8 protein-coding genes, 2 tRNA genes and 2 pseudogenes are annotated in these 13,441 nt (G+C 36.2%); 5 read left to right on the top strand and 7 right to left on the bottom strand.

Features of this window, described 5'->3' with window-relative positions; translation table 11 throughout:
• Position 1: 1 nt before the first annotated feature.
• The 4 genes from glmS to GFS03_RS09675 form a co-directional block, all read right to left on the bottom strand.
• Positions 2-1,777, bottom strand: a complete 1,776-nt coding sequence (gene glmS / locus GFS03_RS09690) for a glutamine--fructose-6-phosphate transaminase (isomerizing) (protein WP_153423844.1) — start codon at positions 1,775-1,777, stop codon at positions 2-4.
• Between the two features lie 40 nt (positions 1,778-1,817).
• Positions 1,818-2,762 (bottom strand): mevalonate kinase, encoded by a 945-nt coding sequence (gene mvk, locus GFS03_RS09685; protein ID WP_153423842.1) that lies wholly within the window; start codon positions 2,760-2,762, stop codon positions 1,818-1,820.
• A 191-nt stretch (positions 2,763-2,953) separates the two neighbouring features.
• A complete protein-coding gene (locus GFS03_RS09680) occupies positions 2,954-4,105 on the bottom strand; it encodes a threonyl-tRNA synthetase editing domain-containing protein (protein ID WP_153423840.1) in 1,152 nt (383 codons plus the stop codon).
• 22 nt (positions 4,106-4,127) lie between these two features.
• Complete coding sequence (locus tag GFS03_RS09675; RefSeq protein WP_153423838.1) at positions 4,128-5,396, bottom strand: MBL fold metallo-hydrolase; 1,269 nt, start codon at positions 5,394-5,396, stop codon at positions 4,128-4,130.
• 58 nt (positions 5,397-5,454) lie between these two features.
• On the opposite strand from GFS03_RS09675, the gene GFS03_RS09670 reads away from it, so the two are divergent.
• A complete protein-coding gene (locus GFS03_RS09670) occupies positions 5,455-5,811 on the top strand; it encodes a nascent polypeptide-associated complex protein (RefSeq protein ID WP_153423836.1) in 357 nt (118 codons plus the stop codon).
• Here GFS03_RS09670 and GFS03_RS09665 read toward each other — a convergent pair.
• The gene (locus GFS03_RS09665) at positions 5,777-6,502 is read right to left on the bottom strand and encodes a helix-turn-helix domain-containing protein (RefSeq protein ID WP_153423834.1); all 726 of its coding nucleotides are present in this window, start codon (positions 6,500-6,502) and stop codon (positions 5,777-5,779) included. The two genes, GFS03_RS09670 and GFS03_RS09665, sit on opposite strands and share 35 nt — an antisense overlap.
• A gap of 36 nt (positions 6,503-6,538) precedes the next feature.
• Between GFS03_RS09665 and GFS03_RS09660 the strand changes: the two genes are divergently transcribed.
• Positions 6,539-6,614: transfer RNA gene (locus GFS03_RS09660), tRNA-Pro, on the top strand.
• 459 nt (positions 6,615-7,073) lie between these two features.
• Here the strand turns inward: GFS03_RS09660 and GFS03_RS09655 are convergent.
• A complete protein-coding gene (locus tag GFS03_RS09655) occupies positions 7,074-8,039 on the bottom strand; it encodes a glycosyltransferase family A protein (protein ID WP_153423832.1) in 966 nt (321 codons plus the stop codon).
• Between the two features lie 160 nt (positions 8,040-8,199).
• Here GFS03_RS09655 and GFS03_RS09650 point away from each other — a divergent pair.
• Positions 8,200-8,888: pseudogene (locus GFS03_RS09650) on the top strand (IS6 family transposase).
• 210 nt (positions 8,889-9,098) lie between these two features.
• On the opposite strand, the pseudogene GFS03_RS09645 reads toward GFS03_RS09650, so the two are convergent.
• A pseudogene (locus tag GFS03_RS09645) lies at positions 9,099-9,456 on the bottom strand (glycosyltransferase family 1 protein); the annotation flags it as partial.
• 63 nt (positions 9,457-9,519) lie between these two features.
• Here GFS03_RS09645 and GFS03_RS09640 point away from each other — a divergent pair.
• Positions 9,520-9,593 (top strand) — tRNA-Ala (locus GFS03_RS09640).
• Positions 9,594-9,662: 69 nt separating this feature from the next.
• Positions 9,663-13,406, top strand: coding sequence for a glycosylated S-layer protein, SlaA (locus GFS03_RS13595; protein ID WP_238699092.1), 3,744 nt, complete (start codon positions 9,663-9,665; stop codon positions 13,404-13,406).
• Positions 13,407-13,441: the final 35 nt, after the last annotated feature.

Raw genomic sequence — 13,441 nt, 5'->3', positions numbered from 1 at the left:
TTTACTCAACCGTGACTGTTTTGGCTAAGTTTCTAGGCTTATCTGGATCATATCCCCTCTTAACAGAAGCGTAATACGCTATTAATTGGATTATAGGAGCTATCACAAGTGAAGATACCTTTTCATCAGCGTTTACCAGAATCTCAGTATCTGCGAAGCTAAGTCTTTTATTTACACTTATTGAATAAGTCTTACCACCTCTCGCTTTCATCTCTTGTAAATTCTTCTCCAATTCATCTACCAGTTCTCCATCATTTATAAAGACTATTGGAAATCCATTTTCAACTAACGCTATTGGTCCGTGTTTACTTTCTCCAGCCGGATATGCTTCAGCGTGAATGTATGCTATTTCCTTTATCTTTAATGCCCCTTCCATTGCTAAAGGTACTCCAAGTCCTCTTCCTAAATAATAAACATTGTTTTTAGTAGCTAATTCCTCCCCAATTTTCTTAGCAAATCCTTCAGTCTCAGTTATTACATTTCTCACTGTCTCGTGGACCTTTTCTAGATAATTTATGCTTTCTTTTTCTATTAGGGAATACAAAAAGAGTAAAGATGCTATTTCAGATGTGAAAGTTTTTGTAGCCGCAACTCCAATTTCTGGTCCAGCTCTCATATATAGTTTGTAGTGGCTTTCCCTAGCTATATCGCTCTCAATTACATTTGTTAACGCGATTATTTTAGCCCCTTCCTCTTTAAATTTCCTAATTCCCATTTTTACATCTAGAGTTTCTCCACTTTGACTTATCGCAATTACAATATCACCTTTTCTGGCTCTAAAATTATGATATTCTGATGCAATTAATGGAATACTCGTATACCCCTTTCTAGCAAGTAATAAAGAGAAATATAACCCAGCGTGATAACTTGTTCCAGCAGCAGTAACTATTATTCTAGAGGATTCCCTTATTTCCTCAGCGATTTCACTTATCTTATCAATTTCACTTAAAAGTCCAGAAATTGTATCTTTAACAGCTATCGGACTTTCATGAATTTCCTTAAGCATAAAGTGAGGGTATCCTTCTTTGGAGGCTGATGATGCGTCCCAATCTATTATCTTTATCCTACTTGTGACGTCTATTGGATTGCCGTTTTCGTCTTCTATATAAACGCTATTTGGCGTTATATAGCCTAGCTCTCCATCAGATATTACTATAACCTTTCGAGTATAAGGTAAAAACGAAGGAATATCGCTAGCTATAAACGTCTTTTCGTCTCCCAATCCTATTACTAATGGATTATCTCTCTTCGCAAAGAAAATTCTCCTTTCCCCCTTAACTACTGCTAAAACTGCATAACTACCTTGAATACCCCTTATTGCACTTCTAAATGCTTGAAAAGTGTCCACACCCCTTTTCATGTATTCCTCCATCATATGAGGTATTACTTCAGTATCAGTCTCACTCTTGAACCTGTGTCCTAGAGCTTGTAACTCATCTCTTAGTTCTTTAAAGTTCCTTATAGTTCCATTATGAATTACCGCTATATTATTATTGCAATCTGTATGGGGATGAGCATTATAGTCAGTAGGACCACCGTGAGTAGCCCATCTAGTATGTCCTAAAAACGCGTAACCAGATAATTCTTTAATATTCTTCTTCCTTACTACTTCCTCAACCGTACCCTTAGCCTTTCTTATCTCTAAATTTGTATTTGAAAGCGCAGCAACACCAACACTATCATAGCCTCTGTATTCTAGTCTATTTAGGCATGATACTACTAGTTCAGCTAGTCTATTGCTTTCCCTATTCGACACAACCCCTATAATTCCACACACAATAATCTATCTTTTAGTTACTGGTAAATTAGACTTTTCCTCATATTATCGAAAAATTGACTCCATCTTTAGTTAGGGTTGAGTCAACTATCTTAGCGTTGTAACTCCTTAAAAGAACTTCAGCCTCATTGGACTTTACACATATTATAGAACCACCAGCCCCTCCTCCACTGATCTTACAACCTTTTATTCCCAATTGTTTAGCTCTAGAAACTATCTCATCAGTTTCTGGGGAAGTTACCCCTAAAGAAAACAATAAGCCGTGATTTACGTACATTAAGAGTCCTAATTCCTCGTAATTTTGTTCAAATATTAAGGATCTAGCTCTATTAGTTATCTCACCTATTACATCTAATATACTATCGAAGACTTCCTTGTTTAATTCCTTGAGTTTTCTAACCCGCCATAAAACATCAGCAGTACTCATACTCCTCTTTATATACCCAGCAGTTAATTTAAAATCAGAATCTATCCTTTCAAATCCCTTTCCGCCCGGTGGAAAATAAATTAAACCACCATAAGTTTCAGTATAGGTATCCATTCTACTTGCTATTCCTTGAACCTTTAACTCTATGTCGTGGGAAATTTTAGCTATTTCATCTTTGTTTAACTCAATTCCTAAATATCTGGAATAAGCAGCAACAGTACCAACAATAACAGCAGCACTAGTACCTAATCCAACAGATGGTTCAACAGTGGAATCTATTTCTATTTTTACTGGTCTCTTCATTCCAAAGTAATTTAATACCTCAAATACGTATCTAAGCACTTTTTTCGCTTCATCACTCTCAATTTTCATCTCATTTAGATCTAACTTAACCCCTCTTATATTAAGGGATGGCGATATAATTAGGAATTTATCACTCTCACTTACTCTAACCTTTAAGCTCTCTGAAATAGTCATCGCAATGGCTGGCCTATCATAAACTACAGCGTGCTCTCCAAATAACGTTAGCTTTAACGGAACCTTAGCTTCTACTATCATCCATGAAAAATCTGAATTTAAAATAAAAAATTCATTTACGCCTATTAGACTTAATTCCTCCGGTTAAGGAGTTATTCTAATTTATTATGGATTTACATTACTCATACATACAAGGTCTGGATCATTCTATTTAATCGCAGCGTGAGATATTTGTCTGATTTAAAATTTCACACTTCACCACCTTATCGGTTTTATCGCCTATAGAGGCTATAATAAAGTGGTAAATTCTGCCTTTCCTTAACCTCATCCTTTATCTCCTTAACTAACTCCTCGATACTCATACTCTTTTGCTCATTATTCACTCTAATTTTTACAGTGAGCGTATTAGTCTTCACTTCCCTTTCTCCTATAATTATAACGAAAGGTATCCACTCAGTCCCAGCTCTCCTTATCTTATTTCCTAAACTATCATCCAAATCGTCAATGTTAACTCTTATTCCCTCCTTTCTTAACCTTTCTGCAACTTGTGTTGAGAAATCTAAGAAGTCCTTCTTAACTGGTAAGAGTCTAACCTGAATTGGATTAAGCCAATCTGGCAAAGTAGGAGGCTGTTTCTTAATCGACTCTAAAATGAAGTAATATACCAATCTTCCAACGTCTACATAAGTCCTACCCTCCTTTATCCACCAGATCTTAATCCTATTTTTACTATCAGCAATCTCTTTAGGAAAATCTAATTCCTTAACACCACCATAAACTACTATTACCCTAGGATTTTCATTGATACATGGGAGAGGTCTTCCGCTTTCTGTATTTTGATAAAGTACGCTCATCTCGCCATTACTTACGATTTCATTATTCTCAGATTCATAAAGTGGTTGAAATAGGTTTCTCAAATATCCTATTACTGCTCTCCTCATGAACGTGCTTTCAGCAGAGGTGGGAAATCCGAACTTTTCACAGTACTTCAACTCCTCACTCTTCTCTAACTCCTCACTCTTTTTTATTCTCCTTGACAACTCGCTTAAGGGATGACCATAGCAAGATATAGAAAAAGCCTTATACCAACCAAATGGTGCCCTATAAACCTTTACCTTGTCCTTCAATAAGTTCTCCAACGATTCGAGTATCTTTATCGCCATATCTGGATTTGCTAAGTTAGAAGATAAGTGGGCATAAGGGTAAATAACCACGGAATCCGCTTTTACCTTATTATAAACATCTAAGATATCATTTATTGCCTTGTTTAAAATCTCCTCATCATCACCTTTCTCAACTGTAGTAAAACACACTAGAACGTTCTTCAACTCTATTGACTTCAATTTAGCCTCTTCTGGTTCCTTAATAGCTTTCTCCTTTACATTAAATGAGAAGTCTGAGGCGTGAATAAATAGTATTATCACAAATTACGTCTACTTTAAACATTTATAAACTAATTTCTTGAGCATTTTCCGGAATTACAACTTCAATTCCAGTCTCTTGCTTTATTAAATCAGCCAATGATGTTTCATTATCTGGAGAACCGTGAACTAGTACCACCTTTTCCAAACCCTTAATTGATTTAACTATTTCTAATAATTGCCTTCTCCCAGCATGACTTGAGAAGTCAAAAATTTCCAATCTAGCCTTTAATAACCCAGAATATTCATCGAACTTACCCATTTCCAATAATCTTCTTCCTGGTGTGTTAATGGCCTGGTAACTAACTAAGAATATTGCATTCTTACTATTTTCTGAAAGTTTTTTGAAATAATAAACAGCTGGTCCACCTTTAAGCATTCCCGCACTAGCAACGATAACTCCTTTCTCCTTCCATGCCCTATGCCTATCCTCCCATCCCTTAACGTAATTGAAATTATCGTAAGCCTTCTTAAGTAAATCCGGTCTATTCAAAAACTCTCTAAAACCAAGCATTATCTCCGTTATTTCTCTAGACATTCCATCGTAGTAAACTGGATAAGGAAAATCCCTTTCCGCTAATACAGACAAGACTTCTTGGCTCCTAGCCAAGCTAAAAGCTGGTACTAAAACAGTCCCACCACTCTCTACCACTTCTACAACCTTCTCATAGAATTCATTTTCAACGTCTTTCCTGTTGGGATGGTTAAATTTACCATAAGTTGACTCCATAACTAAAACGTTTGCATCTCCTATACTCTCAATTTCCGCTGGTTTCATCAATTTAGTCTCCGTTAAGTTAATGTCTCCAGTAAAAACTACTGAACCTTTCTCTGATGACACCTTAATAATTGAACTTCCCGGTATGTGGCCAGCATTGTATAACGAGATTTTCATACTATCAACTTCCGTCTCTTCTCCATATCCGATCGTCATAAAATTGTCCATTGTCTTCCTTACCTCAACCCACTCGTAAGGTATTTTAGAACCGGAAAGCTTTAGAAAATCCTTTAACATAACCTCTGTTATTATCCTAGTTGCCACAGTGCCATATACCTTAGTATTCAGTGAACCTATTTGATAGATAGGCAATGCCCCTATGTGGTCCAAATGTGCGTGGGATACAATGAAGCCTTTCACTCTACTAGGTACTTCCTGCAATGGAAAATTTGGATTATCCTTTTCATCAAAGTTCACTCCGTAATCTAATATTACACTGCTATCACTATTTCCGACCTCAATGGCAGACCTGCCTACCTCTCTTCCACCACCTAATATTTTCAGAAAGTAATTCATTTGTGAAATATTGTAACCGCAAACTATTAAGTTTACTTCTTCTTCAATAAAACTTGTAATGGTAAAAATAAAACCCTCTGACCTAAAGAAAATGGAAAGAATGGGAATAAAAACTGAACAAATAAATGCAATCAGAGTGATAATTGAGACTAATGAAAAGAATATAATAATCGAAAATCCCACTGTTACAAAAACTAACGTCATGGGCAATGAGGCAATAGTTATATTCGGCGGACAAACTAGGGAAGAGCAAAAACAAAGTAATCAGCAAGTAGAGATAAAAGAAGAAGATGTAAAATTCGTCGCAGAACAGACCGGAAAAAGCGAAAAAGAGGCAAGAGAAGCCCTAATTAAGGCGAATGGTGATATAGCAAAGGCGATTATGATTCTGCAAGAAGGGACTTCAAACTCTTGATCAAATCCTCCTCAGTTGGTTTAGTAGAGACTATAACATTTATTTCCTCAACCTCACTTAGCATTAAAGCTAAGGGATCTAGCTTAATCGGTCTATGGAAAACCACTACTTGAGGCCTTATTGGGGCAACCTTAAGTGCTATCATTGGAGATCTACCGCTACTTACCCTTGTGAAGACCACAACCCTATTCACCATCATGCTCAATACTTGATAAAACTCTAAACCACTCAAACTCAGAATAGCCCTAATACTATCAGTAACAATATAACCATAAACCTTTTTATCAGTAACAAAAGAGTTTACAATAACGCCATCAACAGCCCTAACTAACTTATCTATGCCAATAGGAGAATTGAAATCCCTCATGTCGACAATGAAAGGGAAATTTATACCGAACATCTTAGCCAACTCTTTAGTAACCTTATGACCTCTCCTAGCGTCTATAGAAATCAAAGCAGAAACATAGCGCTTAATGAACTCACTACCAGCTTGCCTTCTCCCCCTCTCGTAATCTGCGATAACAGACTGTTTAATCCCCATCTCCCTAGCCAATTCACCTTGGGAAATGTTAAACATCTCCCTCCATTTCCTTAAGGATGCGGAAACATCTTTACTCCAAACAATATCTCCAGATATTCTCTTACCGATAGTCTCTATCACATAGGAATCGAATAGTTCATCAATTGCCATTAGTGTTATAAACACGAGTTATAATTTAAATAATAGGGGTCCGTGGTCTAGCCTGGACTAGGATGCGACGTTCGGGTCGTCGTGGTCCCGGGTTCAAATCCCGGCGGACCCATACACAAGATTAAGTTAATTTCGACCTCTTCCCTACCCAAAAAGTGAGGATTTCGGTTGTAAAAACATTTTTAAAAAACCTTAACAAGATACGAAATGGTCTATATAAGTTCCCTATGAAAAGAGGAAGAATCTCGATTAGTACTTTACGTAAATTCATCTTAGATCCCTTAAACCTTGAGCACTAACATAGATTCTCTCCAAAAAGATTTAAATAATCGTAAATAGTTGAAGCATACATAGTATAGTATAGATATACCTTATCTTGCATTGGAAAAATTAAACGTTATATATTATACGTAATTTTCAGGAAACTACTATTTGAAATTCTATTTTTCTTCGTAGTATATTATTTTTCATTACAATATAAAATTAATCTTCTGCTGTATTGAAAGATGTAATTGTACTTAATGCTTTATTTTATATAATATTATATTTCTCTCCTTCAAGCTTTATTGAATTATTTGCGTTTGAGACGTCTTTGGTCTTTTTTGTATAGATATGAAAATACTCTTCTCTTCAATTCCTCGCTAGGCAATGAAAGTAGAATAACTTTCACAGTATTTATTGGAAAGAGATTTGCAGTATTTAACAAGAATAACTTTTCCCTTGCCGTTAAGTTAAATTTTGGAAGATTCGATTCGGGGAAAAGAGAGTAAATTGAAAGTTGCATTTTATACATAAGGAGAAATAGTCTTATAGTCTTCTCAATCTCTTTAGAGCAATTTTTATATTTCTCGTAAATAAGTTGAAGATCAGAAAAACACCTTAAACTCCCTTTAATTCTTCTCTCTAAGTTTCTATTCCTAGAATCGTTTTGAGGGTGAATACGATAATATGTTAGGTAATTATTGAGATAATAGTAACCACCAGAACAAATTGAGAGTATCGATAGATATCTATCAACAACTAGATCTATCTTCTTTAACTCCTCACCTATTATTTCTCTCCTCACGGCTATAGAAGAATTATTCCCAAAAAATCTAATATACTTTCCATTTTTGTAGTTCTGTGGAGTAACTAATTCATCCTTAGCTATGAACTTCTCCTCCTTCCCTATCACATTCCCCTTATAGTCAATTTTATATAACAAATTCTTAAACCCACCAACAACTTTATCACCCATTTTTTCACGAATATAAGCCAACTTCTCTGGAGCATACATATCATCATCCTCAAGAAATGTAATAATTTCACCACGTGACTCCTCAATACCAACATAAAACCTTTTACCTAATTGAGGTGAATCATCGTAAATTATCTTAGCACCATTCTTCCTAGCATAATCATCAACCTCCCTATCCTCCTCCCTCTTAACAACAATAACCTCATACAAACTCTTGTCTAATGTTTGAGAAAAAACACTGTGAAGAGCATCCTTCAGAAAACCCCTCTTAAAATACTCATTAACAATAACAGAAATCACAAGAGAAAGAAAGTTATGAGAATAAAAAACTTAACTAACCACACAATTCACGACTCTTCCTATATTAATTAGTTTATGATGAAATCAAGGAATATAGACAGCAATTTGCTTAATTTGAAATAAATTGTGCAAATCGTTTTTACGCGTAAAATAAATCCTTTTGCTTAGCGTAATACCTTTTTTGGTGAGCATGAGATTTTTGTTGGTAAACACATGTCTAATAGACGGAATATTCCCGTGCTCACCCAAGTTATTTTAATCCTAATGAAGTATATTAATCTTAAGCCGAGATTTCACGTTAGGGAGGAGATCGCATTAAGCCTAGCGAGTTATCTAGCTGACTTATCCTCCTGGAGGTTATCACACTCCACTTTGCTCTACTGAGGCTTGGTAACGTTAAGTACGTTGTATCCTTGAAACACTATTGACGAGACTAAGGTTGTTTGCGTTAGGGGTAATTATTATTACGTTTGGATCGTTAGGGATGTTGTGTTGAGGAGTAGTTTTCACGTATTGATTGTGCTAGTTAACACGAGGGGGATTGAGGAAATTGCTAGTAAGTACTTTAGGAGGGTTAATTGAGTGATTTACTTTCATGATGGTTTACCAGCTTATAGTGCCTTTGACTGGTTTAATGTTAGCATAGGAGGGTTTGGTAGGAGGGATTACGCTGAGCAAGGACATTGAAGCATAGGCTCTCCTCAATGGACTTTCGCTTCACCTAAAGTTCAAATAGGTTAACGAGTTGGGCTCTCGACCTTCTTCCTAATCTACAACATTCTTTACACTCAAGTGTATTTAGTGGATAGGGGAGTGATAATTATAAACGCAAATATTTCAAACGCATGAAATTGGTGGCCACACTCCTGGGAAACGAGAGTAGTGTAGGCTATATTTGAAATTCTGTTTTTCTCTCAAATCTATTATTTTTCATTACAATATAAAATTAATCTTCTGCTGTATTGAAAGATGTAATTGTACTTAATGCTTTATTTTATATAATATTATATTTCTCTCCTTCAAGCTTTATTGAATTATTTGCATTCTGGACACTCTCTAGAAAATATCAAGTGATGTATGGTCAGGTTGATACAAAAATATCAGAATCAACCCTATAACCTTTAGAAAACTCCTTAGTTACCTTATCAGCAAATAAAAACTTCTTGATTTTACTAATCTTCTCCCTCTTCTCCAATATCTCATAAAATTCATTAGCAATTCTTATACCTTGTGTTTCTAACTCCTTTGCCTTCTCTTTTACTACTTCCTTATCCCAAACTAGGACAGTACTACTAGGGTAATAGATAACTTTAAAGTAATTTTTAAGTCTTACAGTGACCTCATAAGCGTGAACTGCACCTCCTCCTGCAAAATATGGGGAGAGAAATTTATCATAAACTATTCCTAGAGTAGTCATTCCCCCTAATCCTCTTCCAATCGCATAAACTTTATTTAGTCTAAATAAAAATTCTTAACCAGTGGGCCGGTAGCTCAGCCTGGAAGAGTGCTCGGTTGGCATCCGAGAGGTCCCGGGTTCAAATCCCGGCCGGTCCACTTCTAAAAATTCAATCTGTATACAAAGCTTTATAAAGTATTTTCACATATTCCACCACCAGAGGTAGTATGAATAAAACCCTAGGTCTAATCCTAACCTCTGTATTCCTCCTATCTACTTTAGGCATAATAACTGGATTTGTAGTGCCAACACAAGCAGCAAACTCAAACAATTCAGCAATATACACAATACCATCTGTCACCTCTGTCTACAACACTTCCAATATGATCATAAACCTATTCTTTAGTGCTAGCTCAAACGCTACAATAGGAGCTCAAGCAACAGAGCTTGATTATGGATTAGCGATTAATTATACTTTAAACGTTATAACATTTAGTGTTAAATTTCCAAATGGTTCAGGATATGGAACAATAACATTAAGTGATTCCAATTTTAAAAAGCTCGCCTATTTTGATGTGGCTCATAATTCCGTAGTTTTACTACTAAATACTACTGGTGAATATGGCACACCCACTTCCTCTGAAGAATTAGCATATAGTTATGAACAAAGCATTGGTGTAACTCCTTCTAAAAGTTATGCTATCGTTAACTACACTAATGGAAGCGTAAAAGTTAATCAGTATATGAGTGAGCTAAGCTTACCATATTTGATTAGTCAAGCAGCTCAAAAAGATGGCAAGACATACGCATATAACGGTTTAGGAAAACTACCACCAGGCACTCAACTAGAATTCTCTTACGCTGGAGTCACTTATACCATAACAATATCTCCGCAAGTAAAGCTTGTAGGTACATTATTAAATCCACTATACTATACTAACTCAAAAATGTTACCCGGTGCTAATTACGCAGTTGGAAGAAGCAACATAACCGTAGCTGTGTACGATAATTACATTACAACTACTACATCACCATTCAACTTTACTTTAACTTACTCCTCATTAGCCCCTGCTTTAATATACTGGTTCGTGATTGCGAACACAACGTATACTTCTCCTGGTGCTTCTAAACCAACAGCTAACTTCCAAGCTCCTCCATTTAAAAAATACTACTTATCAAATAATACGATATTATACTCTGCTCCAACTCAAAGTCCAATATTAATGTTCAATGGTCAAATGAACGTTACTGCTCATGAGAATGTAACTCTAACATTACAAACTGGAACTACTATCTACACATCTAACAGTTTTAACGTAACCCCACCTGGCAATTATATCTTCTCTGGTAGATTAGGAGTTGCATTTAACGTTTTCATATATCAGAATGGCAGTGCAACATTAAGTGCAAATATATTCAATGGTACAATAAACTTCTTCTTCAGTAAACCTGGCGAAATGGCTAATTTTACCTTCTTCATAGCCCCTATAGTTCCAATAAACTTGGGTGATGATAATAGTGCGACAGTAATATATAACCAGACAGTAATAAATAAAATAGTGTCTTTAAATACTGGCTTCCCACAAGTAGTAATAATGTTTAACATAACTGGTAAGTACTCTATTTCATCAGGTAATTACTTGTTAAATGGATCTGTATACGAAGCTGAACTAAATCCATCAACATTAATAAGCACGTATTTGGGTGAATTGGCACAAGCCAAAAATTCTGCTGAGGCTGTAGGTAATCTAACTAAGGCCTCGTCTTTACCTTTAGTACATTACAACGATTATGATGTAATAGCTACTACATTAACCGGAGCTCCACTATCCTTCGCGGTATTTATGCCATTGAGATTCACTGTTGAAAGTTTAGGTTACATATATCTAGTGACTTTCCACATATGGGGTCCGTCTACAACAGTGACTGTAACTGGTGTTGACACTCAAGGTACTCCAATTGCACTAGGTTCATTCAGAGCATATATAGCACTACCAAGCTTTTTCACTGTACCAAAGACTCCGTTAGTTGGTCTAACATGCGATAACATGTATACGTTAGCTCAAGTGAGTGATGCTGGTTCAGTATTGCAAACCTCCACAGCAAATTCCAAAGTTAATAATGCTACTTTTGCGGGAGAAGGTGACTTAATGAGCAATGCTGGCCTACATGTTGCGATTTATAACGGTACTAAGTTGATAAAGAATATAACCTTAGGTCCTCTACCCAATGCAACTACCACCCCCGTAACTACTACTGTTACATTAAATGGACAAACAGTAGCATTGACTTATACTTCAGCTCCAGCTGGATATTATCCAGTGGACTTTAAGTTTGAACCAGGAACTAGCTATACTGTTACGACAAATATCTTATACAACATCTCAACTCCAACATATGTAGTAACTGTGTACATGCCACTAGGGTATGTACTAAACACCAAGATTGTAATGTGGTATGTGAGTCCCGACTATGCTTCTTACTTCTATTATTTAAGTACAGGACAGTATCAGACCAATAAGGTAACTCTAACGTTTGCAAATGTTACTCCAGAATTAATAATGCCACAAGTATTCCCGGTTGGCAAACTATACATGCCATTCGGGATTTCCGATCCATACTATGTGTTCTATAGCAGTATAAGCATAGGTCCTCAAAGTGGTGTAATTGAGGCTGTAGAAAACGGATTTAACGTAGGTAACATTACTGCAATAACTGTGCAACTAAATGGTATGAACGAGTCAATAGTATTATCACCATTGAATGTTAGCAAGTTGTTAATATCCACAAGCTTAGGTGAAGTATCTCAATGCAGCCCACTATTCGAGACTACATTATTTAACATATCAGCTTTGGCTACACTATTAGGTCTACCAAATACAGCTGCTCTGAATGGAAGCTACCTATATGTAACCTATCATGATGTTGTTAGTGGAGCCTATGTAACAAATAAGACCTTACTAATAGTTGGCGAATTCTATGTGATGTCACCAACCACTCCAGGTTCGGTTGAATGGATATTCACTGCAAAGTATATTAACGCTACAACTGGTATTCCAGTTGAGATAAGCTATGCAGTAGTACAACAGCCAAGTGCTAAGGTAGTTGATATTAACGCAGCCAATGCAAGCATTACCCAAATACAAGTAACAAGCGTTAAAATAACTAGTAAGTATGCAACGGTAACGGTAATGTATAATCCAAGCAATGCAAGTACTATAGTTTACATGAACGGGATGTTTGTAGCATCTTACGGTGGTAATTTAATATCTACTCTGCCGGAGACTTCAACATTTGGTGTATATTCAGGAGCAGTAGTTAACTTATATGTAGCAACTGGAACATTAAGTAGTCCAAACGGGACGATGTATGTAGTATTAGGATCTCATAAGGTTGCAGTTGGAACTGCTAACCAATATACATATGCAGGATATCACTTCGGTCCATACACAGCTTTGCCATTAACCTCTAATGTAACGTTCACTGTTCAAGACCCAGTCACTCATGCAACAGTAACTGGGCAAACTACATTAGGCGCATTTAACAATACTCCAATTAGGTTAGCTCCATTAGGTGTAACAGTTCCACAAACAGCTCAATACAAGGTCTTCTACTATTATAATAAGTCATTGGTTCTAAGTCCAACTAGCCAGTATATATTGTTATCAGTAACTAGCGTTGTACCATATCCATATCCGTTCTATATAGCGACAGTATCATTCTTAGGCTATAACGTAACTACTGGTACTCCAGTACCTGGTACTCCAGCATTCCAGACAGTGTATTCACCATCTCTAGGCCCTGGTGTAGTGTTACAAGTACCAGTACAATCATATCAGTTCATAAGTATGTCAACTCCAAGTGAGCCTCATACAGTAGTAATGTTTGCAGTACCATTTGCTGGTGGTCCTGCAATATCTCTATATCCAACGTTCTTAGTATATACCAACGTAACGGCGGTTTCAAGTTAAAAGGTTTTTATTTTTTTCTCTTTACCATATATTTG

It is taken from the genome of Sulfolobus sp. E5-1-F (assembly GCF_009601705.1).
Classification (GTDB): domain Archaea; phylum Thermoproteota; class Thermoprotei_A; order Sulfolobales; family Sulfolobaceae; genus Saccharolobus.
Note: the sequence above shows the minus strand (reverse complement) of the source record. Positions and strands in the feature narration are given on the sequence as shown.

Excerpts from the sequence above, each read along its gene's own strand:
- mvk (WP_153423842.1), bottom strand. The coding sequence starts at position 2,762 with ATGATAGTAGAAGCTAAGGTTCCGTTAAAGCTAACGTTATTTGGAGAG.
- GFS03_RS09675 (WP_153423838.1), bottom strand. The coding sequence starts at position 5,396 with ATGAATTACTTTCTGAAAATATTAGGTGGTGGAAGAGAGGTAGGCAGG.
- GFS03_RS09670 (WP_153423836.1), top strand. The coding sequence starts at position 5,455 with ATGGTAAAAATAAAACCCTCTGACCTAAAGAAAATGGAAAGAATGGGA.
- GFS03_RS09665 (WP_153423834.1), bottom strand. The coding sequence starts at position 6,502 with ATGGCAATTGATGAACTATTCGATTCCTATGTGATAGAGACTATCGGT.
- GFS03_RS13595 (WP_238699092.1), top strand. The coding sequence starts at position 9,663 with ATGAATAAAACCCTAGGTCTAATCCTAACCTCTGTATTCCTCCTATCT.